This is a genomic window from Sabulibacter ruber, from assembly GCF_017355955.1.
GTDB classification, from domain to species: domain Bacteria; phylum Bacteroidota; class Bacteroidia; order Cytophagales; family Hymenobacteraceae; genus Nibribacter; species Nibribacter ruber_A.
Genome location: NZ_JAFFID010000001.1, coordinates 2,211,696 through 2,236,207 on the forward strand (window position 1 = coordinate 2,211,696; position 24,512 = coordinate 2,236,207).

Genomic DNA, 24,512 nt, shown 5'->3' on the forward strand with positions numbered 1-24,512 from the left:
AAAAAAGATGCAAAGCCCAATAAAAAACGTGTTTTTGGGATATTCTTTAAGCAGTGCCCCCGCAGCTCAGGCTCTTTTAGGAACCGGAAGAAAAAACTATATTTGTCGGTTCCAGTACGTTAACCGGCCCTGCCGAGACGCATCTCAACCAAAAATAAACCTCTGCTTTTTCCCTTCTCTCCAGCGGAGACGGGGATGTTACTCCTTTTATGAAAAAATCCACGCTCGCCATTTCGGCCTTTGTGATTCTTACCGTAGCCGTTGTGCTCACGTTGTGTCAGAACTATGGACTTATTGCCCTTCCTGAAGTAGCCCTTACCGCCGTGCGGTGGGTGGGTATTGTGGCCCTGGTGCTGTTTGCCAACCAGAAGAAATCCCTGACCACCTGGATTCTGGTGAGCATGGTGATTGGGGCCGAGATAGGCTACAGTTTCCCGGTATTTGCCCAGAACCTCAACGTTTTAAGCAAGATTTTCCTGAAGATGGTGAAAACCATCATCGCGCCGCTCATCTTCGCTACGCTGGTGGTGGGTATTGCCGGCCACTCTAACCTGAAGCAGGTGGGCAAGATGGGCGTGAAAGCCCTGGTGTACTTTGAGATTGTGACCACCATTGCCTTGTTCATTGGGTTGGCTGCCATCAACATCAGCCGTGCCGGCGACGGTATTGTGCTCAAAGGCCAGACCAGCGATGAAATCACGGCCCCGCCGGCCCAAACCTGGCAAGACATCATTCTGCACATTTTCCCGGAAAACATCGCGAAATCAGTGGCCGAGGGCCAGGTATTGCAGATTGTGGTGTTCAGTGTGCTCTTCGGGATTGCCCTGGCCATGCTGAACGAGCGTCGTCGGCGTCCGCTGCTGGAAGTGACTGAGAGCTTAGCTGAGACTATGTTCAAGTTCACCAACATCATCATGTACTTTGCGCCGCTAGCCGTGGGAGCCGCCATTGCCTACACCGTGGGGCACATGGGCTTCGGGATTCTGGTGAACCTGTTCAAACTGCTGGCTACGCTGTATGTGGCTTTAATTGCGTTCCTGTTGCTGGTGTTGTTGCCCGCGGCGTTGCTTTTCCGGATCCCGGTGAAAATGTTTGTGAACGCCATTGCGGGCCCGGTTTCCATTGCCTTTGCTACTACCAGTTCAGAAGCGGCCCTGCCCCGCGCCATGGAAGCCATGGAATCTATTGGCGTGCCACGTAAGGTTGTGGCCTTTGTGATGCCTATGGGCTACAGCTTCAACCTGGATGGCTCTACGCTTTACCTGTCTTTGGCGTCCATCTTCGTGGCGCAGGCCGCCGGTATTGAGATGCCTTGGGAACAGCAGCTCTTGATGGTATTCACGCTCATGCTTACTTCCAAGGGAATTGCCGGGGTGCCGCGCGCCTCTTTGGTGATCCTGTTAGGAACGGCCGCTTCTTTCAACCTGCCGGTAGAACCTATTTTCATTATTTTAGGTATTGACGAACTGATGGACATGGCCCGCACATCGGTGAACGTGATCGGGAACTGCCTGGCCACCGCGGTGATTGCCCGTTGGGAAGGGGAGTTTGTAGACCTGGATGCACCACGTCCTATTGAGGCTGTTTAAACTTTAAACCAGATGGTAGACGTTAGAGGCTAGAAAATAGCACCTTTTGCTCCTGCATACGGGCAGCACAAAGTAGCCTCAGAAGTCTATATTGTTCTAACATCCAACATCTAGTATCTAATTACTTTTAATCTATGCGTTTCCGTTCAATCGTAGTCTCTTGCCTGGCTTTGGGGGCGTTTGCGTGCTCACCCAAGGCAACGTCTACCGCTTCGTCGGCAGAGCAGTCTGGCTATTCTTCCGCCGATCATACCGGCCTTAACCCAAACGAGAACCGGGAAGAGAAAAACAAAGCCGGCACGGAAAACATCCTGATTGGTACTACCACCCGCATGGCCTTTGACCAGGCACCGTACAGCTCATGGTTTCACCCGGCTTACCAGCGGTACACGCCCAATGCCAAGATCATGGAACAGTTGCAGCCGTTGCTGGAAGGCGTGACGGTGAAGGCCTACGTGGGCAGCTGGTGTATGGATAGCCAACGCGATGTACCCCGGTTTTACAAAGTCATAGATCAGGCGCATTTCCCTTACTCACGTTTGAAAATGATCAGCCTGCGGGAAGACAAATCTGCGCCTGAGGGCGAAGAAAAAATAGACAACATCACTGCCGTGCCTACTTTCATCCTTTACAAAGACGGCAAGGAGATGGGCCGCATTGTGGAGACCGCCTACCCTACCATTGAAATGAACATGGTGAACATCCTGAAAGGCACCGAAAATAAATAGCTGTTTTGGGCTTGTTTTTGGTTAAACAGGCCTAAAACGGAATATCATCTAAAACAGAATCCGGTTAATTCCTGAAACTTTCAGAAGTTAACCGGATTCTCTATGTTAGAGCCAATATATTCAGATAAACACCCATTCCATGAAAACCACTGCGAGATTTTGGCTCAGAGAACTCTGTTGGCTACTGGGCATTCTCCTGCTTGCCTTCCTGATCGCTTTTCTCATCATGCGGCAACTTACTACAGACGCCAGTGAAGTGAGTTTTCAGATGCGTGAATTCTTTATTTCCTTCAGTAGAGGCGCGCTGATTTTTGCAATATTTCTACTACTAGGCTTGTTGGTTTACTCGGTTAAAGTAATTGGAAAACCCAACAAGATGGCCCCGAATCTTTGCTTTGCCGTCTTCCTGGTTCTTACGCTTTGCTTCTTATTTAACCTATACTATTTTTTTCATTTCTCTGTCACCCTCTACCCGCCCCTGAGTGCCTTACCTTCAGCGACAAGCAATGAAAATGAAGGCTTTGACTTGGCAAGTTTTACCACTACCTTGGATATAGTAATATCGGTTTTGCAAACTCTTCTTGCCCTTTCTATTTTCCTGCTGGGCGTACGCATTGGCAGGATTTCAGTGTTCAATGCACAAAAATCCTGAGGGCATTGGGTATCCATCCTCCCACAGAGAGCTATCAAGACAGCAGCTTACTGTCACTGTACAAGCTAACCTCAAAGGCGGCTTTGTTCAGGGAGATCAGGTCGCTGGTGTCGCCTAATACTTCGTCTATCAGCCCGAAAGCTTTTGCCTCCAGCACGTTCAGGTATTTGTCCCGGATGAAGAATTCTTCTATTTCCTGCCAGGTATGGCCGGTGTGTTTGCCCATGAGGTGGAAAAGTTGGGTTTGCAGGCGTTCCTGCTCACGGGTGGCAATGCGCACGTCCTCGGTGTAGCCTTTGGAGCCGCCGCCCGTGGGGTGCATATGAATGGTGGCGTGGGGCAAGGCAAACCGTTTGCCGGGTCTTCCGGCGGTGAGTAAGGCAGTGCCCATGCTCCCCGAGAACCCCACGCAAACGGTAGAAACCGGAGCTTCAATCATCTGCATGGCATCGTAAATGGCCATCCCGGCATACACCACTCCGCCGGGGCTGTTGATGTACAAATTGATCTGCTCGGTGGTGCTCAGGCTGTTGAGGTACAGAAGCTGCGCCACCACCACGTTGGCCACCTGGTCGTCTATGGAGGTACCCAAGAAAATGATGCGTTCTTTGAGTAAAAGGCTGTAGATATCATAGGCCCTTTCGCCCCGGCCATTGTTGTCAATGACCATGGGGATGATGCTGGCATGTGTTGTCATGTTGGTTTTGGTTACTTTTTGGAAAAAAGGCGCAGAATCTTCTGCCGAAAAGATGTGTGTTCTGGCTGGGTGAAAAGCTTCTGGTGCACTGCCTCCAGCTCTGCCTTCAGTTGCTGACGGCCATATTGTTGGATGACCGCATACGCATGCTGCTGCCAGTGCAGGTTCTCGCGCAGTTCCGGGGAAAGCAGCAACCGGGCCTGGGTGAGCAACGCCTCCTCGGGGGCGGCGGTGTTGAACAAATGCTCTTCCAGTTGTTGTAGCTCAAGCAAGGAAGTCCTCATAGCCCAGGGCGTTATGTTTGATGTTGTCTCTTACTTTCTCCAGGCACTTGTACTTCTGCACCGTGGCCGACCTCACTCCGGAATACCCAAATTGTTGGGCAACCTCTGTGAGGGGAAGTTTGTCATAGTAAAACGCCCGCAGCAGCGTCAGGCATTTCTGGCCTGTTTTCTCTAAAAAACGCATCAACCTCTCGGGCACCGGCGCTTCTGTGGTTTCCTCCGCCAGCTGCGAAGCAACCTGCTCCAGCGGAACCTGTTGGCCATTACGCTGGTATATGCGTGCCCACAAATGCTTTGCAATGCCCAGCACGTAAGCCTGCTCAGTTGAGTTGATGGTCGCTGAGGCGGTGATGACCTTCTCATAGTAAATAATGACCCCCTCCTGGAAAATATCTTTGGCCTCGTCTAAGGTACCGCCGCGCCGGCTCACATACCTGGCCACTACCGGAAAGGCTTTCTGGTAAAGTTCCAGGAGCAGCTTTTCCCTTTGCTCCCGGGCCGGAGTTAACACCATTGTCTCAGTCATAAGCCGTAAGGTTGTTTATAGATAAGTGCGTCTTTTCTGGCAAGTATCACCTTGGAGGTGAAAATATTTTTTTACTTCCTTTCTTTTTTACGAGAAGGTATTCACTTTCAACCACTTTCGCTAAAAGCGATCTAATTTCTTCTCAGGACAAAAGCTCTTGCCTCCGTTTTGCCCCTCTTTTCAGTGAAGAAGGCTAAAATGAGCGGCATAAAAAAGGCTGCCCCGGCTAGTGCTTTGTTAGAGCCTTAGCCGGGGCAGCCTTTATATCTTAAGAAAAAATTATCGCTTCAGTCTGAGTTTGCTTCTGAGCCAGTTTTCGGCGGCAGCCTGGTCATCAAAAAGCTGCACCTCAAATCTTCCTCTCACGCGGGCCCGTAACTGATCGGCGGAGTCGGCGGAGAAGGTGCCGGTGGTATCCAGGTGGGCCCAGTATTTCAGCCCTTTTTTCACGGCGTACGGAATCCAGTGCTGCTCTAACCAATCCAGGGAATTGTCCCAGCGGCCTACCAGGTTTCTATTGTCGTTGAGCACCGCTGATCGGCCTTTGGCCTGCATCCAGTCCAGGTAAGCGAAGGCGCCTTTGGCCACGTTGTCATGGGTGGGGTAACCAATCCAGTTGGCGTAGATCCACTGGTCATTGGCATCCAAATCTATCTGAAGAAATACTTTTCCCGTAGGAGACAGTAGTTCTTCTAAGCGCGTAGAAGTTGTTTCTCCTGGTAACTGTTTATACATGTAGCAATATAAAAATCAGAAGTGGCTACTTACTGTTCTTAAGGACTGCACACCCTCTCTGGGGCGAAACTTGGTTTATGGCGCAGGCCTACCACTTAGCTACAGAAGGGACAGAAAATCTACCTAAATAGTTCCTTCCGGCAGAAAGACCTACTTTTGTCTGAAATACCTTTCTTTCATGCTTTTTACCGTTTCTACCCCCGTCTCCCGAAAAGCACACCGAGTAGCCGTAGGCGCCTTGTTTTTCCTTCAGGGACTCTGTTTTTCCAGCTGGGGATCCCGTATTCCCTCCATTCAGCAGCAACTTCATTTGTCAGAGGCCCAACTAGGAGCAGTTCTCTTCTCGTTACCGGTGGGTCTCATGCTTTCTTTGCCGTTTACGGGCTGGCTTACGTCTAAAATAGGCAGCCGCAAGGTGGTCACCATTGCCCTGATAATCTACAGTTCCACGTTGGTAACCATTGGTTTGTGCCAGAACATCCTGCAACTGGTGGTGGCGCTGTTTTTCTTTGGGTTTGCCAGCAACATGGCCAATATCTCGGTGAACACCCAGGCCGTGGGTGTGGAAAGCCTGTACAAGAAATCTATCATGGCGTCTTTCCACGGTTTGTGGAGCCTGGCGGGCTTTGTGGGCGCGGCCATCGGTACTTTTATGATTGGGGCCGAGGTGATTCCTTTGCACCACTTCCTGATCATGACGGCGGTGGTGTTCATAGGCGTGGCCATTGCCTACCAGTACGCGTTCCCGCAAGATGCTAAGGTGTCTGCCAACCAACCCATTTTTGTGAAGCCAGACAAAGCGCTCATGGGGCTGGGCCTCATTGCTTTCTGCTCCCTTATCTGTGAGGGGGCCATGTTTGACTGGAGCGGCGTGTATTTCCAGAAAGTAGTGCAGGCCGAGAAAGCCTGGGTAGCCGCCGGGTACACCGCCTTTATGAGCACCATGGCCTTTACCCGCTTCATTGCCGACTGGCTCACCTCACGCCTGGGTTTGAAACGCGTACTGCAACTGAGCGGCATCTTAACCGCCGTGGGTTTGACCATATCGGTAGTTTTTCCGCACATGGTTACGGCTATCATCGGATTCCTGCTGGTGGGCGCAGGTGTGTCTGCGGTGGTGCCGCTGGTGTACGGGGTGGCCGGTAAAACCAAAACCATGGCGCCCAGCATGGCCTTGGCGGCGGTGTCTACCATTGGCTTCGCGGGCTTTTTGGTGGGCCCTCCCTTGATTGGTTTGCTGGCAGGCATCAGCAGTCTGCGGCTTTCCTTTGCCGTAATTGCCCTGATGGGCATCAGCGTGGCCCTGCTTTCCAGCCGTATTAAATCTGAGGAAGCTTAACCCACAAATATTTTTGCAGTTCCTGCCTGTTTTAGGGCAGATTTCCTGAATTTGGGCAGAAAACAAGTTTTTGCGTTGGCTGCTCTATTTTTTCCTGCAGCATTCTACTATGCTTACTTCACCTAAAACCTTGAAACGCCGTAAGACACTCTCAGTCCTACTCCTTACCCTGTGCCTGATGAGTTCTGCAACCCTGTGGGCGGTGGCCCAGAAATTTGACCAATATCCAACCCCGGTAGACGCCAATCTCTGGCTGGAGTACCGCCCCGAAGGAACCACCTTCAAACTCTGGTCACCTGTTGCCGATGAAGTTGAACTGAAGCTCTATGAGAAAGGCGATGGCGGCGCTCCCTACGAGAAACTACACCTGCAGAAAGGCGAAAAAGGCCTCTGGCACCTAACCGTTCCCAAAGACCTGAAGGGCGTTTACTACACCTACCACGTAAAAACCGGCCACAAGTGGCTGGAAGAAACGCCCGGCATTTACGCCACCGCCGTGGGAGTGAACGGCCAACGAGCCATGGTGCTGGACATGGCTTCTACCAACCCCAAAGGCTGGGACAAAGACAAAGGACCAACCGTGAAAACCCAGAACGAAGTAGTGCTCTGGGAAGCCCACGTACGCGACATCACCTCTCACCCCAGCTCAGGCAGTTCCCACCCGGGCAAATTCCTGGGCATGGTGGAAAAAGGCACCAAAAGCAAAAACGGCCTTAAAACCGGCATAGACCACATCAGGGAGCTGGGCGTAACCCACATTCACCTGCTGCCTTCCTTTGATTACCGCTCCGTAGACGAGGCTGCGTTGGAAAAGCCGCAGTTTAACTGGGGTTATGATCCGCAGAATTATAATGCACCCGAGGGCTCCTACGCCTCAGATCCTTACCGGGCCGAGGTGCGCATCAAAGAGTTCAAGCAGATGGTGAAAGGCTTCCATGACCAAGGCTTGGGCGTGGTAATGGATGTGGTGTACAACCATACCGGCCTTACTAAAAACTCCAACTTCAACCTGGAGTTCCCCGACTATTATTACCGCCAGACTGCTGAGGGAAAATACTCAGACGCCTCAGCCTGCGGAAACGAAACCGCCAGCGAGCGGGCCATGGTGCGCAAGTTCATTGTAGAGTCCTGCAAGTTCTGGGCCCGCGAATACCACATAGACGGCTTCCGCTTTGACTTGATGGCCATCCATGACCTGGAAACCATGAACCAGCTGTCTGAGGAGCTTGAAAAGATCAACCCCAATATTGTGCTGTACGGCGAAGGCTGGACCGCTGGCAGCAGCCCGCTCCCGGATAACCAGAAAGCTCTCAAAGCCAACACCCACCAGCTTACCCACTTTGCCGCTTTCTCAGATGACATCCGTGATGCCATCAAAGGATCGGTGTTTGATGAGAAATCCACCGGGTTTGTGAGCGGCGCCAAAGACACTGAGGAATCTATCAAGTTTGGTGTGGTGGGCAGCATAGCACATCCGCAGGTAAATGTCCAGCAGGTGAATTACTCCAAAGCTTTCTGGGCCCGCGAGCCGTGGCAGTCTATCTCCTACGTCTCTTGCCACGACAACCTCACGCTGTTTGACAAACTGAAGGCATCTCGTCCGCAGGCAAGCCCGGAGCAGCTCAAGAAAATGAACCTGCTGTCAGATGCCATCGTGCTCACCTCGCAGGGAACCCCGTTTCTGCACGCGGGCGCGGAACTGCTGCGTACCAAAAACGGCGAGCACAACAGCTACAACCTCCCTGATGCCATCAACCAGATCAACTGGGACTGGAAAGCCGATCACCAGAATGCCTTCACTTACTACAAGAACCTCATTGCCCTGCGCAAAGCCCACCCTGCCTTCTGGATGCCTACCACCCAACAAGTGAGCCAGCACCTGGAATTCCTCACCTCGGAGCCCGGCCTGGTAGGCTACAAACTGAAAGACAACGCCCACGGCGACTCCTGGAAAAACATTCTGGTTTACTACAACGCCCGCGAAACTGCCACCGATATTCCGCTGGAAGGCGACTGGACAGTAGCCGTGGAAGGAGAAACCATCAAGCTGAAAGGCGGCAGAAAAGTAAAAGACTCCATCGCCGTACCGCCAGTTTCCATGCTCATCCTGTACCAAGACTAGTTCACCCGGATTCCAGTATAGGTGCTAAGCCGTTTCAGGGCAGTTTTCTCTAAAACTGCCCTGAAACGGCTTTTTCTGAGTATCTATGCCTTTTCGAAACTTCCCCTCGCTCGCCTCCGGCGAGTGTGAGTAATACGCCAGCCTCTGGCTGCTATGCATGCAAGAAGCTGCTATGCGTGCAAGGAATAGAGATGCCCAATGCGGCCAGAGGCCGCGGAAAAGCGCACACTCGCCGGAGGCGAGCGAGGGAATTAATGGCTTCTGCCGGGATTTTAGCCTTATTTTCCAGAAATCAGGACTAAAACAAAACTATCTCAGCGCAAACGTCTCTCATAAAGCGGCTTTATGTATCTGGAAAAGGGTTTTTCCGTTAAAAGCCCTGTATGCAGTCAAACGAATACCAGATAAGTGTTACTTCCTTTCCGTTCAAGGCTTACCTGAGCCTCAGGCCCATTATTACCTATTGGGAGCAATTTCATGATGACTGCAAAAGCAGTTTTATGCTGTGCGCCCAGGAAATAGGTCGGCAATTACAGGAGTTACCTGAACTGAGGGAACCCATCACCGATCTAAAGGTGCTGGGCCAGCAGCATCATTGTTTGATTGATATACTCATGACGGCGGTTTTTCCGCCGGCAACGCACCAGTCAGAGGCCAGCGGCGTGGTTGGCCCCTGGTACGATGCCAGCTTTTACCATACTCCGCCGTTCAAGCAAATCATCCTCACGGATAACAACCACCTCAAGCGGCCGCTTAACATTGACGACCACCGCATGCTCTTTAACCGCGTGCGCATGATTTACCTGCTCATTCTGGAGAAGTTCTACAACGTGCAGGTGCCGCATGAGGAGTTCTTGATCTACACCGTGCCAGATTACCAGCTGGGCTTGTACCGCCACTACAACGTGGTGCTGAACACGCAGTTCCTGGACATCACCCCCACGCAGGAGCTTCCGCAACTCACCGAGGAAGACATCCAGAACATGCTGGACAACATCCGCGACATGGATTACTGGATGGAGATGTTGCCGCCCCAGTACTTTGAGATCAGCGGGTTCTACATCATGAACCTGGTAGACGTCACCGACCAGGAAGTGCTGTCCTCTTTGAAAAACGATTTGCTGGAGCGCGATGTCATGCTGGCTCCTGACCGTTTTGAGCAGTTGCAGGAAAAGATCAGGATTCTGTTCAAGCGTCCGCATTTACAGTTGGGGGTGGCCGCGTTCCACAAGAACAAGAGCACGTTCGTGAACTTCGGGAACAAGATCAATCACAGTTTCTTACTGCAGAGCGAGGTTACCAGCTCCAGCTACGCCGGTTTCAAGGCCATTTATGATGATCTGGTGCGGGTTGGCGACCCAATGGTGATCAAAAACGTGGAAACCACTGATCAGCTGCCCGATGGTGTACGCGAAGAAATGCTGGGCATGGGCATCCGGAACATTGTGCTGGCCCTGCTGCGCTACGGCGATGAACCCATTGGTATTCTGGAGCTTGGCTCTCCCAACCCCGGCGACCTGGACACGTTCTCCATTGCCAAGGTAGAGCAGTTCTTGCCGTTGTTTTCCGTGGCGGTGAACCGCAACTCAGATGAGATTGAGGCCCGGGTACAATCGGTGATCAGGGAGAAGTTTACGGCCATCCACCCGGTGTTGGAGTGGCGTTTCAGGGAAGCCGCGCTGAACCTGCTGGACAAGATGAACGCCTCCCCTACCGGACCAAGCCCCGAGATGGAGCCTATTGTGTTCCCAGACGTGTACCCGCTCTACGCTGTGGCCGATGTGCGCAGCTCCAGCACTGAACGTAACGCCGCCATCCTGGGCGATCTGGTGGAACACCTGCAGCTTGCGGAGCGCGTCCTGAAAAAAGCCGTGGAGGTTCATTCCCTGCCTATTCTGGACGAGTTGCGGTTTTCGGTCTCAAAACACTTAAGGCAGCTGAAAACAGGGGTATTGATCCAGGACGGCATCACCATCTTTGAAACCTTAAGGACCCAGGTAGAGCCCATGTTCCAGTTCCTGGAGGCCACGCATCCAGAACTGGTTTCCCAGATCCAGGCCTACCGCAATGCCATGGACCCCAGTCTGGGCATTCTGTACAAGCGCCGGAAAGCCTTTGAGGAAAGCCTCACGCTTATCAACGAGACCATTTCTGAGTACGTGGAGCAGGAAGAACTAGAGGCGCAGCAGATGTATCCGCATTATTTTGAGCGCTTTGTGACCGATGGGGTGGAATTCAACATTTACGTGGGCCAATCCTTGGTAGAAAACCAGCCGTTTGACCTCATGTTCCTCCGCAACCTGCGCCTTTGGCAGCTCATGGTGATCTGTGAGGTTGCCCGCCGCACGCAGGCCTTAAAGCCGAAGCTTCAAGTGCAGTTAGACACCACCCAGCTAATCCTGATTCACAGCCAACCCCTGGCCATCCGGTTCCGGCAAGACGAGCGCAAATTTGACGTAGATGGTGCCTACAACATCCGCTACGAGATTGTGAAGAAACGCATTGACAAAGCCGTCATCCGGGGCACCGATGAACGCCTCACCCAACCAGGTAAAGTAGCCATTGTGTACTCCCAAGCCCGCGAAGCGAACGAGTACCTGGAATACATAGAATACCTGCAAAACAAAGGCGTGCTGACGGAGGATACCGAGCACCTGGAGGTGGAAGACCTGCAAGGAGTAAGCGGCCTGAAGGCTCTTCGGGTACAGATCAAGTGTTAACGTGCAGGCGTAACCAGAAGGCTTAACAACGAAGCTGCCTAATAAGCTAGAAAAGCCAAAGAACCATTAGGCAGTTTGCTGTTTACCGGCTATTTTCCGCAAAACAATAACAAAACGGTATGTCTTTCACCCTAACGCAACGCATTCAACTCCTGAAAGGAGATATCACCAAAGTTACTGCCGATGCCATTGTGAACGCAGCCAACTCCAGTCTGCTGGGCGGCGGCGGGGTAGATGGAGCCATTCACCGGGCCGGGGGACCTGCCATTCTGGAAGAATGCAGACAGATAAGAGCCAGACAAGGAGGCTGTGACACTGGGGAGGCCGTGATTACCACCGCCGGAAACCTACCGGCCCAATACGTGATCCACACGGTTGGTCCGGTCTGGAACGGAGGGCACAAACGTGAGCCGGAATTACTCGCCAACTGTTACCGCAACTCACTGCAGTTAGCTAAAAAGCATGGCGTCAAAACCATTGCCTTTCCTAACATCAGCACGGGCGTGTATGGCTACCCCAAAGACAAAGCGGCCGCAGTGGCCGTAAAAGCCGTCCGTGAGTTTCTGGAATCAAATGAGCTCCCAGAACAAGTGCTGTTTGTAGCCTTTGACGATGAAAATCTTAACCTGTATAAGCAGGAATTAGCGGATAGTAAGTAAGAGATACCTTGAAAAAGGAACCAGTTTGCCTCTGCTTTTAGCTTATCAAAAACCTTTAACGATTACTTTTCTTTCTAATTTGGCAAGCAGGTCCTCTAATTCCGGACGTTCTATGTACTCGTTTTCATAGAGCCAGAAAAATATATTCCGTTGGGTTTCCATGGGTTTTAGTTCATCAATCTCCATGTATTTCTTCCTTATATATTCCCGATGGCTTGCTTTTAGCTCCTGAATAAACTCATCTACCTGAGCTTCTTTCTTTCTGAAGTAATTAAAGGCAATAGATACCTCACCTTTCAGGATTTTCTGCTTTTCAAACCTGAAAACCACTTTTCCCCAGATGGCAAGGCAAACGGTAACTCCTCCCGTGAGGCCTGAAGTTACTCCTGAACTCAGCTTTAGTCTTTCTGCAAAGTCAATGAAGAAGATGAGCAGTAAGAGTAGGTTGAAAAATACAGAAACAAATAAGCTTATTACCACCGGTGCTGGCACATACTTGGTGATTATCTCATCAAAGCCAATGTCTTCAAACTTTATGAGTCTAGCCGTGAATCCTTCATGAGATTTCACTTCCAGATAAAGTCCATCTCCTTTGATCGTATATTTCCTGTACCCGCCTAACTGCTTCTGTAGAATTTTTTTCATTGATAAGGGATATAGTTATAGCCAAACTCTTAGGAATTCTTTTACTTAAAGCTAATGTATCGTTCAAAATACACCTCTACATCTAAAAATAAAAAAGGATCTTAAGTACTTATAAAAGCACCCAAGATCCTTTTTACCTCATTTGAGATGCTACCTATACCAAGCCAGGCACCTCTACCACTTCGTTCACATCAGTGCCGTACTCTACGCCTTCCACTTCAAACCCGAACAGGTTGAAGAAATCGGTGCGGTAGCCGTTCAGGTCACCAATGGTTGGTAAAGTCTCAGTAGTGGCTTGCTCCCACAGCTGAGCGACCTCGGCTTGCACGTCCTCGCGCATTTCCCAGTCATCAATCCGGATGCGGCCTTTCTCGTCTACCGGAACTTCGCCGTTGGTAAACAATCTTTCCTTGAACAGGCGCTGCATCTGCTCAATGGTACCCTCATGAATGCCTTTCGCTTTCATTACTTTGTACAGCAGGGAGATGTACAACGGAATAACCGGAATAGCTGAGCTGGCCTGCGTTACCAACGCTTTGTTGACAGACACATACGCTTTCCCGTTCAGGTCTTTCAGTTTATCGGCGATGGTGAAAGCCGTGGCCTCCAGGTGATCCTTGGCCCGCCCGATGGTTCCTTTGCGGTAAACGGCCTCGGTTAAAGCTGGCCCAATGTAGGAGTAAGCCACAGTGGTAGCGCCCGGTGCCAGCAGATCAGCGGCTTTCAGGGCATCCATCCACATTTCCCAGTCCTCGCCGCCCATCACGGCCACGGTGTTCTGGATGTCTTCCTCAGAAGCTGGGGAAATAGACACCTCAGACACGTTGCCGGTATGGAAATCAACGGTTTTGTTGGTAAACGTCTGGCCAATGGGTTTCAGCACGGAGTTGTGCGTGATACCGGTTTTAGGGTTGGTTCTGCGCGGTGAGGCCAAGCTGTAAATAACCAGGTCTACCTGACCCAGATCGGTTTTGATCAGATCTAAGGTTTTCTGCTTGATTTCGTCTGAAAAGGCGTCGCCGTTGATGCTCTTGGCGTAAAGGCCTGCCTCTTGTGCCTGCTGCTCAAAAGCGGCGGTGTTGTACCAGCCGGGAGAACCTGGTTTGCCTTCGGCCGATGGTTTTTCAAAATACACCCCAATTGTGGCGGCGTTGGAGCCAAAGGCGGCGGTGATTCTGGAGGCCAGGCCAAATCCGGTGGAGGCTCCAATCACCAATACTTTTTTAGGGCCTTCAATCTGTCCCTTTGATTTCACATAGTTAATCTGGTTTATCACGTTCTGCTCGCATCCTTTAGGATGGGCGGTTAAGCAGATAAACCCACGTACTCTTGGCGTAATGATCATGGAAAAATGGTTTTACAGATTTCTGCTGTAAGCTATCATTCAATTTGCAGACGTAAATTGGTTATTTTTTCTTAACAAAACATACCAGAGCGCATTTTTGCACCCTAACCCAGGGCACCACCTCACCTCTCTGCCTGGGAAATGCTGCTTTCATACGCTGCCCAGCCTTCACCTGGAAAGCTCTTTGTCTACCTTTCTGCCCATGCGTTTCTGCAGCTTGTTGAGCAGGTAAATGGAAATCATGAGCCAGAAAATACCGGCGGCCCAACCCGCCAACACATCTGAGGCATAATGTACGTTGAGGTAAACCCGGCTAAAGCCGATGAGAAAAATCAGAATCCCCAGCAACAAACTCAGAAACCAGCGGAGCCATCGGTTTTGCACATTGGTCCAGAGCAGGTACATGAGCAGACCCCAGAAAGCACCGCCAATCATGGCGTGACCGCTGGGGAAGCTGTTGCCGCCTTGTTCCAGAAAGGCTGTCTCGGGCCGGGGACGGGCAAACAGAAGCTTCATGCTCTGGTTGAACAAGGTGGTGGTAGCCGCTATGGCAATGACCTTGAGCGAGTAAAACCGCCATTTCTTGAAGATGAAGAAAAGCAACGCCAGCCCCAGTGAACCGAAGATGAGGAAGTTCTTGGACCCGAAGAACGTGATGAAATACATGGCATCGGTGGTCTCGGGGGTAGTGATGTCGCCCGCAAAAGCGAAGGCCGCCTGGTCCAGTTCCTTCTCCTGCTCCACAAACACCACCGCAGTCATCCAGAAAAACAAGAGAGCCGAACCCACAAACACTGCCCACGCCACAACCATTTGCAGCGTTACCACTTTTATGGCGGTTCCGGTTTTTTTAGCTGTCTCTTCTACCTCTGTCTGCATACTCTCTGCGTTTTTCATGGTTTTTACGAAAATCAGGCCCAAAACAGATGCAACCCACTCTGCCGCTTGTTAAATCAGCCAATGGTGAACCTATCTGGTTACACCGCAGCGCACAGTGAAGAAGTAAAACCACATATGCTTCGTTTTTCCTGATCTCTGTGCTTTTAGGCTGATTTTGCGGTGAAATTTGCAGATGCAAAAACGCGGTAATAGGTGCCGTTTTTGTGTCAAAGGATTTGTTATCTTAGCGGAAAGGAAAATCTATGAGAAACGTTTTACTTGCTTTCTTAGCAGCGATAGTACTATTGCCCATGGCAGCGCAGGCGCAAACTACTTTGTCCCTGGCCCATAAACCCGCCCCAAGAGCCAGCCTGAACCTGTCATTACCTGCTTCCACCACCCAGAAGACAGACCCTTACCTCTATAGTAAAAAAGGCGACACTTTCCTGTTGCTGGGCATTGGCCTGAACATACTAAGCGCGGGAAGCTACCTCATGGTGCCCAATTTCTACAAGAAGCCCTACGACCCCACCACCGATTATCTCTACCGGATGGATGTAGCCAAGAATAACCCTGCGGTCATTCAGCAGATTGAGCAGTGGTATGATGAGGCTATGGTCACCTACAACCGCGAGACAGCACAACGCAACAGAAAAGTCAGGAACGCCCGCTACGCCTGTGCCGCCGCTTTCACCCTGGGCGTGGCATTTGATATAGCCGCCATTAAGAACTTCAAAAAGGGAAAACAGTAGGGTTACTATTTCCTGATCTAAGCCTGCAATCAGAGTTGTTTGATAAGGGAGATATTCATTCATCTCCCTTTTTCATTGGCTACCCATGCCTGCAACCGCTATACTTGAGCTGCAACCAATAACTACAGATGAAAAGAATGCTCCCCCTCCTTCTACTGCTGCTCCCATTTCTGGCTTTCGGGCAGAAGGTGAAATTTAGCCATACTGGAAAGGTTAACAAGGCTTCAAGGGAGGACCTTCAACTTTTAGCCGAAGAGTTTATACACAGCTACTTTACTACCCTAAAAGAATCACAACTTGAAAAATCCGATGGGTCATTGATAATCCGCAAAGCACTTCAAAAGCTAAACGTTGAAATCAATGGGATAGAAAGACCGGTGCTGTTTGGCTATGATTTAATAATCTCCCTGCAGGAAGGCAGATACAGCGCTGAGGTGACGAACACCACCTTTACTTATACTACCCAACCGGTACCCGGTGAAAGGTTTCTGGGACCTACACCTCCAGATGACAAAAAAGACGATGTAGAATATTTAAGTACCATGTCAAGTTACCAACAGCAGACAAGAGCTTTTATTGATTACCTGTTCAAAGAAATTGACAAGGCATTGAAAGTTAAATAACCTGTCATGTACTTAAGTTTTAGACTTCTATATTTTACCATTCCTACATAAAGACTGTTCTTTCATACAGTCTTTCTTATAACTTTCATTATCCGCTACTAGCTGCCGATATTTTTATCCGCAATTGATGGTTGTCGTTGGCAACTAAACACTAATCGAATGATGATCACGAAATTTGAACAACAATAGCTAATAATCAAATTTCATCAGTATTTTTTATAATAATAAAATGTATTTTTAACCCCAATTAAATTTTTTACGGTTAATTACAGGATTAAATGAAGAAAATCTACATTTTAAGTTTACTTCTTGTCACTGCCAAACTTTCTCATGGGCAAGATAATGTTTTCATTCCAAGAACTTATTTCGGTATAAAAGGAGGGATCACCAAATCATCAGTGAAAGGGAACGAAATTGAGGCGTTAGAAGGCCATAAAATAGATTATCAACCCCATATTGATGACACATATGGCTTCGTGCTTTCTACCGATCTAAATAAATCACTACAATTGAAAATAGAGGCTATTAGCACTGGGAAGGGAACAACTTATTCAAGCCCAGAATTTGAGCATGAAAATGAAGATACTAACAAAAAAACAGTAACCTATGTCCAAGTACCGGTACTGGTTGGCTACAAACTCCCCCTGAAATCCAATATTAAGTTTATAGTAGAGGCTGGAATAGCTGGCAATGTTGCGATGGAGTCAGTAAAGTATAATCCTGAGGCATATGCACCAGGAACTGACGTTGAGGCTCCTAACCTAATGGTCTCACCTACAGCTGGAGTGGAGTTTGGTTATACTTTTAACACTTCTTATAACCATTCCTATTTCTTTGTGAACTTTCGCCACGACTTCGACCACCAAAAATACTTTCAGAGGATGAATGGCAAATACTACCTTCAACATGCCGGCATGAACGCCTTAACGCTAGGGGTAATGCTTAGAACAAATAAAGGGTATCTTAAACAACAGCAATTTAATTAACCTTATTGCCAACAAAATATAACCTGGACATCGTCTAGTAAACTCTAGATTAAATAAAAAGGGGGCTTTTACCCCTTTTTATTTAATCTCCTTACTCGTGTATCAAACCTGTTAAATCATGCTATCTAGATTTTAATGGGGAGACAATCATTTGCTAGCCAACTTACCAGATGGATTGAACCAGAAAAATACAAGCGCTTAATGAAAGAAACAGGATCTGAAAGTACCTAAGGTCAGCTATGAAGAGAAATACTTGCACTTTCTAAAAAAGTGAAAGCTGGGTAGAACTTTCCCCCAATCAAAAAAAGAAAAAGCCTTGCAACTTTTCAGTTACAAGGCTTCTTTCTGTGCGCAGGGGGAGACTCGAACTCCCATGGTTGCCCGCTGCCGCCTGAAGACAGTGCGTCTACCAATTTCGCCACCTGCGCAGCTTATTACCCGTCATTGCTTTAGGGTGCACAAAAATACTACTTTTTATTTATTTGCAATAACCCACCTCAAATTTTTAGAAAAAAATTTCAGGACACGGGCTGCTGCTCGCCTTTTACCACGGGGTGCAGATTACGTTTAGAGAACTTTTCCATCCTGCTAAGCAGGAAGTTAGCCAAAATCACCCACCCTAAACCAGCCGCCAATCCGGCAAGCACATCGGTGGCGTAGTGTACATGCAGATACACCCGGCTGAACCCGATACACAGAATCAGCAGCACCAACAAGGTGATCAGGAGGAATCGCCAGGCGGGCACTTCCACGTTTTTCCAAACCAGATAAATAAGCAGACCATAAAACGAGGCGCTGATCATGGCGTGCCCACTGGGAAAACTAAGCCCGTATGACTCCACCAGGTGCGGAACCAACGGTCTTGGGCGGTTGAAAAGGTACTTAAGTATCAGGTTCAGGGAGATACTGCCCACGGCAATCACGGGTATTTTCAAGGAATACCATTTGTGCTTTTTCACAAACAGGAAGTACCCAATCAACATGAGGCCTGCCCCGGTGATGAAGTTGCGCGAAGCCAGAAACGTCACTCCTTTTATAAACTCGGTCAGGCTGGGGCTGGCCCGTTCATCGGCCCAGGCAAAAGCCCGGCTATCAAATTTCAACTCTTTCCCGGGCAGCACTTCCCTGGCCAGCCAGAAGAACAGAATCAGGCACAGGATAAACACCGCCCAGATTACCACCAGCTCCACGGTAAACAAAGCCGTAGAGGCCACAAATTTCCTAAATGCTTTTTTCATGCAGATCAATCGTCACTTGGGCTGCCTGTTTCAGGGCTGATTTCAGGGAAACAGGCTTGAAACAGGCAAACTGCTTAAAATACGTAGTGGGGAGGGCCGGTGTTTGCCTTGGTCAAAGAGACAACTTCCAGAGGCTAAAACCAGTATGCAGCCTCATAGCCACCATTGAATCCTATGAAACCAGAAGAACTGACCCAACTCATGATGAAGTTAAAGGACAAAGGGCTCTCCTTGGCCTTTGCCGAAAGCTGCACCGGTGGCAGCCTGGCGGCGGCGTTAAGCGAAGCCACCGGTACGTCAGATGTGTTCCTGGGCAGTATGGTGACCTATGATGCCGTGGCCAAAAACAAAGTGCTGGGCGTGAAAAACGAAACCCTTAAGCTTTATACCGCCGAGAGCCAGCAAGTCACCAATGAGATGGTGCAGGGGTTGCATAAACTCCTGAAGGCCGATGTCTGCGTAGCGGTGACGGGGCTGTTTGGCCAGGGTGGCTCTGAAAACCCCGAAAAACCCGTGGGCACCACCTTTGTTTCCATTCTCTTCAAGGAGAAAGTGGAGGAGTACCGCCAGATATTCAAAGGCGATGCCAAGAAGATGCGGGAACAAGCGCAGGATTTCATCTTCCAGAAACTGGAGGAAACCCTGGAACGCCATTACCAACACAGCGGCCAGGAGTAAGCGGTTTCAGCCTCCTGTTGCTTTGCGATCTTTTTAAGCCGGGCTGAGCACGCAAGGGCATGCCTGTTTTTGTGCTACTTTTGGGAAACCGGGCCTAAAACAGCGTAGCTTTCCATGCCTTCCTCCCCTACCCCAGACTTCAACCTGATTGCCCCGGTTTATGATGCCCTGGCGCAGGCGGTGTACGGCCAGGCCCAACTGAAAGCCCAGGCACACTTTCTTCCCTTGGTACCCGCGCAATCCAGAGTACTGATCCTGGGCGGCGGCAGCGGCTGGATCTTACCTCAACTTCTGCAAAAAAGCGCCCCGGCCCAGGTGCTTTACCTGGAAGCCTCGGCCAAAATGGTGCACCTGGCAAAAAGAAGGCTCGGGCAAAGCCCCTCCAACACTAACGTGGAATTCAGAGTTGGCACCGAGGCTGACCTTTTGCCCCAGGAGAAGTTCCACGTGGTCATCACGCCGTTTGTTTTGGACCTGTTTTCCCAGGATCAGGCCCAAAACATGATGCAACGGCTTAGTCAGGCCTTGCTCCCCTCTAGTTTGTGGCTGCACACTGATTTTTATCTTTCAGCCTCCCCCACCCAACGTCTGTGGCAAAAGCCTTTGCTGTGGAGCATGTACAAGTTCTTTGGGCTGGTGAGCGGCATCTCGGGCAAGAGCCTGCCGCCTTTTGAGTTGTTGTTCACCAGCCTCGGGTTCCAGACCAAACAGGAAGCCTTTTTCTTCAGAGGCTTCATCCGGGCGCAGGTGCTGCAAAGGCCAGATCCTGCTTAGAAAAGAAGTTATTGAAGGCAGAGTGGCGGGTTGTGGCTTTCATGTGTATCTTGGAAGCTGAAACATTTCTCCCAATGAAGAAAACCCTCTTCACAGCCTTGGCCGTTGCCGCCTTGGCTTTCGCTTCTCCGGCTAGGGCGCAGCAGAGCGTCAGCTACCAGGTCTCCTTTGAAAACGCCGTTCACCACGAGGCTACCGTCATCGCTACTTTTAAAGGCGTGCAGACGCCGGTATTGGAAGTGCGTATGGCCCGCTCCTCGCCCGGACGTTACGCCCTGCACGAGTTCGCCAAGAACGTGTACAGCGTCCAGATCACCGACGGCAAAGGCAAAACCTTAACGCCTAACCGCCCTAACCTGCACCAATGGAACGTCTCTGGCCACGATGGTACCGTAACGGTAAAATACACCTTGTTCGCAGATCACCCCGATGGCACCTACGCGGGTGTGAGCCCTACCCATGCGCACCTCAACGCCCCCGCTACTTTTATGTACGCCCATGGCCTGGAGAAAGCGCCTATTCAGGTAAGCTTCACCCCACCGGCCGGCAAGAACTGGACCGCCGCCACCCAGCTCAAAAAGGAGACGGCTCCGCTCACGTTCTCGGCGCCGGATTTCCAGTACTTCATGGACAGCCCTGTTGAGCTCGCCGATCTGAAATGGCGCGAATGGACGGTGCAGGAGAAAGGCCGCACCCAGAAAATCAGAATTGGCATGCACCACAGCGGCACTGATCAGGAACTGGACGAATACACCCAGAGAGCCAAGCGCATTACGCAGGAAGCCCAGGCGGTATTTGGCGAACTTCCGGCCTTTGACTTTGGGGAGTACACCTTCATAGCCTGCTACCTGCCCGGCACGCCCGGCGACGGCATGGAACACCGCAACTCCACCGTGATCACCAGCTCGCGGTCGCTACAGACGGGCATGAACCCTAACCTGAGCACGCTATCGCATGAGTTTTTCCATGCCTGGAACGTGGAGCGCATCCGGCCTAAGAGCCTGGAGCCTTTCAACTTCGCAGATGCCAACATGAGCGGTGAACTGTGGCTGGCCGAAGGGTTTACCAGTTACTACGGCACTTTATTACTGGAGCGGGCCGGGGTCACGTCCTCAGCTGATTACCTTCAGAACGCCGGTTATCCTATTCTGGCGGTGATGGTTTCGCCGGGAAAAGAGTATTTCTCGCCGGTGGAGATGAGCCAGCAGGCTCCGTTTGTGGATGCTTCGCGCTCCGTAGACGCCACCAACCGCACCAACACGTACATTTCATATTACACGTACGGCAACGCCATCGCCATTGGACTGGATTTCACGCTGCGCACCAAGTTCAAGAATCTGACTTTAGATGATTACATGCGCCTGCTCTGGCAACGCCACGGCAAACCCGAGCAACCCTACACCCTGCCTGATCTGGAGAAAGCCCTGGCCGATCTGACCAAAGACCCCGCTTTTGCGCAGGATTTCTTTAAACGGCACATTTACGGAAAAGAAATGATCCCTTATGAAGCGTTAGCCCGGCAAATGGGCCTGGCGCTGCAACAATCCCCCAACGCGGTGATTGGCTGGGAAGGTCTGAAATTCCAGAACGACCAGGCTACCATTGCCCAGGGCACTTTCGCGAACAGTCCGCTTTACAAAGCAGGCTTAGACCGTGACGATGTGCTTTTAACCCTAGATGGCCAGAAACTCACCGACCAGAAAACGCTGGACAGCCTGTTGGCCAAACACAAACCCGGCGACCAGGTGCAAGTGGAAGTGATGCAGCAAGGCACAAAGAAAACCGTGTCCCTTACCTTAGCCCAGGACCCGGCGGTAAAACTGGTGCCCCTAGAGCAGGTTGACAAAAAAGTACCGAAAGACGCCAAAGCCCGCCGCGAGGCCTGGTTGAGCAAGAAAGCGTAAAGCTGGTTAGGAGTTCTGCTTCTGTTTCGGACCTGAAGTTGAGAAAACAGGCTCGAAACAGAACCTATAGACTAGAGGAGCGGTTGTTTCGTTAAAAGAGAGAAATCCTTAACTTGGTAGTGCTGAACCATACGTTATCAGCCTACTTTTCTTATATCAGATGTCAAACAAACGCTTCATATTCCTTTTTGCCCTGCTCTTCTGGACAGCGAGTACGTTGCCCGGCCAAGCTCAGGGGCTTAACCTTGGCTACTCCAACCCAGATTCCTTGAAAGCCTCGGCACCTGCTGTTCCACGTGTGAGCTATGGCTTGAACGCCGGGGCCAGTTTCAGCAACTTTGGTTCCGTATCCTTTGTGGAGCCCAGGCTGCAGTACCGGGTCACGCCGCGTTTCCACGTGTTCAGCAGTTTGACCATGTTACAGACCTGGGGCGGACCAACGTTCAGAACCACCACCGGCGAGGGCACCTCTACCCTCATGACGGCGGCCCCCTCGCGGCAGTATTTGCTGCACGTGGGCGGTTCGTATGCCATGAGTGAACGGCTTTTGCTCAGCGGCAGCGTCTGGAAAGACCTGAACCCATCGGCTACCAACCGCTGGAACAGCAATCCGTTCCTCTATGGCCGCATGCCTAACCAGGGCTTTCAGTTCAACGCTCAGTACCAGGTAACTCCTAATGTGACTATTTCGGGCGGGGTACGGTACAGCAACGGCGGCAACTCCAACCTTTGGGGTTACGGCTATCCGGGGGCAGGCTTCAACTCTCCCTGGGGGTTCTAGGTAGCCTGCCACGTTTTAGAGCATTTACAACAAAGCCCTTCCAGATTTACCTGAAAGGGCTATTTTTTTAAATAGACATCTCCGTTTACTGCCATTCTTTCAAATACGGCATATTGTTTTTTGGTTATATTTGCCACAGTCCTAATTATAACACCCTAACTCTCCGATCTCCCACTAATGTCTTCCTCGCTTATCTTAGGCATTATTGCCGTTTATTTCTGTATCCTCATTCTCATCTCATTTATCACCAGTAAAAAAGGCGAATCCACTGACAGCTTCTTCCTGGCAAACCGGGCCTCTCCGTGGTATGTGGTGGCGTTTGGGATGATTGGTACTTCCCTTTCTGGGGTAACGTTCATCTCGGTGCCCGGCACGGTGGAGAAAGCGCAGTTTTCTTACCTGCAGCTAATTCTGGGCAACATGCTGGGCTATGTGGTAGTGGCCATGGTGCTTATGCCGCTGTACTACCGGCTTAATCTGGTATCCATTTACACCTATCTGGAGCAACGGTTTGGCTACTGGGCGTACAAAACCGGGGCGGCATACTTCCTGTTAGGGCGTACCCTGGGAGCGGCGTTCCGGTTGTACCTGGTGGCGGGCGTGCTGCAGCTGGCGGTGTTTGATGACATGGGCGTTCCGTTTGAGGTATCGGTGATTATTACCATTGCCCTGATCTGGGTGTACACCTTCAGGGGCGGCATGAAAACCATTATCTGGACCGATACTTTCCAGACCCTGGCCATGCTGATCTGCGTGGGCATCAGTATTGTCATGATTTCCGATTCTCTGAACCTTTCGTTCCAGGGCATGGTCAACGCCATTGACCAAAGCAAATACTCGCAGGTGTTCTTCTGGGAGTGGCAGGACAAGCGGTATTTCCTGAAGCAGTTTTTCTCTGGGATGTTCATTGCCATAGTGATGGTGGGTCTGGACCAGGACATGATGCAGAAAAACCTGAGCTGTAAAAACCTGAAGGAAGCCCAGAAAAACATGCTCAGCTTTACCTTCATTATTTTGCTGGTGAACATCCTGTTCCTGAGCTTGGGCGCGCTGCTTTACATGTTTGCTGATGCCAAAGGCATTGCCTTGCCCGAGAACGGAGACCTGGTGTTCCCAGAACTAGCCTTGAACCACTTCTCGGCTTTTGCGGGCATCACCTTCATCCTGGGCATCACGGCCATTACCTACGCCTCCGCCGACTCTGCCCTTACGGCCTTGACCACTTCTTTCTGCGTTGACTTCCTTGATTTCAAGAACCGCCCCGAGGCGCAGCGCATCCGCCTTAAAAACTGGACCCACCTTGGCTTCTCCGTACTAATGGTGATAGTGATCATCATCTTCAGGATTGTGAACGATGAAAGCGTGGTGCAGGCAGTGTTCAAAGTAGCCGGTTATACCTATGGTCCACTGTTGGGGCTTTACTCCTTCGGGATGTTCAACAAACGTATTGTGCGGGACAACCTGGTACCGTTTGTCTGCGTGCTGGCGCCGTTGCTTACGTACATCATCAGCGCCAATTCCGTGGAGTGGCTATGGGGCTACGAGTTCGGGTTTGAGGTACTTCTGCTCAACGGTTTCTTGACCTACGTGGGGCTGTATTCTATCTCCAGAAAGAGCTCTGAGTATGTAGATGTAACCGCCACCTATTAATCTATACCGGAGGTAAACCCCTCCAACGCCCTTCTGTTTTAGGCCTGATTTCTTACAATCAGGCCTAAAACGGAAGGGCGTTTTTTCATTTGTGGGACAGGTCTGTTCTGGGGTAGTTTTCAGGAAACCAGCCCTGAAACAGGAAGTCGCCTGATTTTACCGGTCTACCTTGTATTTTTGTGCGCGCTTTCCCCAAGGTGGCGCCA

23 protein-coding genes and 1 tRNA gene are annotated in these 24,512 nt (G+C 50.7%); 15 read left to right on the plus strand and 9 right to left on the minus strand.

The window, feature by feature from the left end; translation table 11 throughout:
- The first annotated feature begins 209 nt into the window (after window positions 1–209).
- From JT719_RS09030 to JT719_RS09040, 3 genes are all read left to right on the plus strand, one after another.
- On the plus strand, window positions 210–1,589 hold the full coding sequence (locus tag JT719_RS09030; RefSeq protein WP_207432599.1) for a dicarboxylate/amino acid:cation symporter: 1,380 nt from the start codon (window positions 210–212) through the stop codon (window positions 1,587–1,589).
- 134 nt (window positions 1,590–1,723) lie between these two features.
- A complete protein-coding gene (locus JT719_RS09035; RefSeq protein WP_207432601.1) occupies window positions 1,724–2,317 on the plus strand; it encodes a thioredoxin family protein in 594 nt (197 codons plus the stop codon).
- Window positions 2,318–2,456: 139 nt separating this feature from the next.
- Window positions 2,457–2,969 (plus strand): hypothetical protein, encoded by a 513-nt coding sequence (locus JT719_RS09040; RefSeq protein ID WP_207432603.1) that lies wholly within the window; start codon window positions 2,457–2,459, stop codon window positions 2,967–2,969.
- A gap of 34 nt (window positions 2,970–3,003) precedes the next feature.
- Here JT719_RS09040 and JT719_RS09045 read toward each other — a convergent pair whose 3' ends face one another.
- From JT719_RS09045 to JT719_RS09060, 4 genes are all read right to left on the minus strand, one after another.
- The gene (locus tag JT719_RS09045; RefSeq protein ID WP_207432605.1) at window positions 3,004–3,666 is read right to left on the minus strand and encodes a ClpP family protease; all 663 of its coding nucleotides are present in this window, start codon (window positions 3,664–3,666) and stop codon (window positions 3,004–3,006) included.
- 11 nt (window positions 3,667–3,677) lie between these two features.
- Window positions 3,678–3,950 (minus strand): hypothetical protein, encoded by a 273-nt coding sequence (locus JT719_RS09050; protein ID WP_207432607.1) that lies wholly within the window; start codon window positions 3,948–3,950, stop codon window positions 3,678–3,680.
- Window positions 3,931–4,476, minus strand: a complete 546-nt coding sequence (locus tag JT719_RS09055) for an RNA polymerase sigma factor (protein ID WP_207432609.1) — start codon at window positions 4,474–4,476, stop codon at window positions 3,931–3,933. The genes JT719_RS09050 and JT719_RS09055 overlap by 20 nt, the downstream gene beginning before the upstream one ends.
- Before the next feature lie 279 nt (window positions 4,477–4,755).
- Window positions 4,756–5,211: an STAS/SEC14 domain-containing protein gene (locus JT719_RS09060; protein ID WP_207432611.1), complete on the minus strand. Its 456-nt coding sequence runs from the start codon at window positions 5,209–5,211 to the stop codon at window positions 4,756–4,758.
- Between the two features lie 178 nt (window positions 5,212–5,389).
- On the opposite strand from JT719_RS09060, the gene JT719_RS09065 reads away from it, so the two are divergent.
- The 4 genes from JT719_RS09065 to JT719_RS09080 all read left to right on the plus strand — a co-directional run bounded on the left by JT719_RS09065 (window position 5,390) and on the right by JT719_RS09080 (window position 12,051).
- The gene (locus JT719_RS09065; RefSeq protein ID WP_207432612.1) at window positions 5,390–6,550 is read left to right on the plus strand and encodes an MFS transporter; all 1,161 of its coding nucleotides are present in this window, start codon (window positions 5,390–5,392) and stop codon (window positions 6,548–6,550) included.
- Between the two features lie 178 nt (window positions 6,551–6,728).
- Window positions 6,729–8,672: a type I pullulanase gene (gene pulA / locus JT719_RS09070; protein ID WP_207432614.1), complete on the plus strand. Its 1,944-nt coding sequence runs from the start codon at window positions 6,729–6,731 to the stop codon at window positions 8,670–8,672.
- Window positions 8,673–9,055: 383 nt separating this feature from the next.
- Window positions 9,056–11,392: a GAF domain-containing protein gene (locus JT719_RS09075; RefSeq protein WP_207432616.1), complete on the plus strand. Its 2,337-nt coding sequence runs from the start codon at window positions 9,056–9,058 to the stop codon at window positions 11,390–11,392.
- A gap of 119 nt (window positions 11,393–11,511) precedes the next feature.
- On the plus strand, window positions 11,512–12,051 hold the full coding sequence (locus tag JT719_RS09080) for an O-acetyl-ADP-ribose deacetylase (protein ID WP_207432617.1): 540 nt from the start codon (window positions 11,512–11,514) through the stop codon (window positions 12,049–12,051).
- A gap of 45 nt (window positions 12,052–12,096) precedes the next feature.
- Here the strand turns inward: JT719_RS09080 and JT719_RS09085 are convergent, their stop codons facing one another.
- The 3 genes from JT719_RS09085 to JT719_RS09095 form a co-directional block, all read right to left on the minus strand.
- Window positions 12,097–12,696, minus strand: a complete 600-nt coding sequence (locus tag JT719_RS09085; protein WP_207432618.1) for a hypothetical protein — start codon at window positions 12,694–12,696, stop codon at window positions 12,097–12,099.
- Window positions 12,697–12,850: 154 nt separating this feature from the next.
- Window positions 12,851–14,041: an enoyl-ACP reductase FabV gene (gene fabV / locus JT719_RS09090; RefSeq protein WP_207432619.1), complete on the minus strand. Its 1,191-nt coding sequence runs from the start codon at window positions 14,039–14,041 to the stop codon at window positions 12,851–12,853.
- A 168-nt stretch (window positions 14,042–14,209) separates the two neighbouring features.
- Window positions 14,210–14,938 carry a phosphatase PAP2 family protein gene (locus JT719_RS09095; RefSeq protein WP_207432620.1) on the minus strand — a complete coding sequence of 243 codons (729 nt, stop codon included), beginning with the start codon at window positions 14,936–14,938 and terminating at the stop codon, window positions 14,210–14,212.
- 245 nt (window positions 14,939–15,183) lie between these two features.
- Between JT719_RS09095 and JT719_RS09100 the strand changes: the two genes are divergently transcribed.
- The 3 genes from JT719_RS09100 to JT719_RS09110 all read left to right on the plus strand — a co-directional run bounded on the left by JT719_RS09100 (window position 15,184) and on the right by JT719_RS09110 (window position 17,281).
- Window positions 15,184–15,672: a hypothetical protein gene (locus JT719_RS09100; protein WP_207432621.1), complete on the plus strand. Its 489-nt coding sequence runs from the start codon at window positions 15,184–15,186 to the stop codon at window positions 15,670–15,672.
- Window positions 15,673–15,800: 128 nt separating this feature from the next.
- A complete protein-coding gene (locus JT719_RS09105) occupies window positions 15,801–16,295 on the plus strand; it encodes a hypothetical protein (RefSeq protein ID WP_207432623.1) in 495 nt (164 codons plus the stop codon).
- Between the two features lie 278 nt (window positions 16,296–16,573).
- Window positions 16,574–17,281 (plus strand): outer membrane beta-barrel protein, encoded by a 708-nt coding sequence (locus JT719_RS09110; RefSeq protein ID WP_207432625.1) that lies wholly within the window; start codon window positions 16,574–16,576, stop codon window positions 17,279–17,281.
- 348 nt (window positions 17,282–17,629) lie between these two features.
- Here the strand turns inward: JT719_RS09110 and JT719_RS09115 are convergent.
- Both JT719_RS09115 and JT719_RS09120 read right to left on the minus strand, forming a co-directional pair.
- A tRNA-Leu gene (locus tag JT719_RS09115) sits at window positions 17,630–17,709 on the minus strand.
- A gap of 90 nt (window positions 17,710–17,799) precedes the next feature.
- Complete coding sequence (locus tag JT719_RS09120; protein ID WP_207432627.1) at window positions 17,800–18,519, minus strand: phosphatase PAP2 family protein; 720 nt, start codon at window positions 18,517–18,519, stop codon at window positions 17,800–17,802.
- A gap of 174 nt (window positions 18,520–18,693) precedes the next feature.
- Here JT719_RS09120 and JT719_RS09125 point away from each other — a divergent pair, with 174 nt between their 5' ends.
- From JT719_RS09125 to JT719_RS09145, 5 genes are all read left to right on the plus strand, one after another.
- Complete coding sequence (locus tag JT719_RS09125) at window positions 18,694–19,197, plus strand: CinA family protein (protein ID WP_207432629.1); 504 nt, start codon at window positions 18,694–18,696, stop codon at window positions 19,195–19,197.
- Window positions 19,198–19,311: 114 nt separating this feature from the next.
- Window positions 19,312–19,971, plus strand: coding sequence for a class I SAM-dependent methyltransferase (locus JT719_RS09130; RefSeq protein WP_207432631.1), 660 nt, complete (start codon window positions 19,312–19,314; stop codon window positions 19,969–19,971).
- A 74-nt stretch (window positions 19,972–20,045) separates the two neighbouring features.
- The gene (locus JT719_RS09135; protein WP_207432633.1) at window positions 20,046–21,875 is read left to right on the plus strand and encodes a M61 family metallopeptidase; all 1,830 of its coding nucleotides are present in this window, start codon (window positions 20,046–20,048) and stop codon (window positions 21,873–21,875) included.
- A gap of 160 nt (window positions 21,876–22,035) precedes the next feature.
- On the plus strand, window positions 22,036–22,656 hold the full coding sequence (locus JT719_RS09140; protein WP_207432635.1) for a hypothetical protein: 621 nt from the start codon (window positions 22,036–22,038) through the stop codon (window positions 22,654–22,656).
- Window positions 22,657–22,833: 177 nt separating this feature from the next.
- A complete protein-coding gene (locus tag JT719_RS09145) occupies window positions 22,834–24,306 on the plus strand; it encodes a sodium:solute symporter (protein ID WP_207432637.1) in 1,473 nt (490 codons plus the stop codon).
- Window positions 24,307–24,512 lie beyond the last annotated feature (206 nt).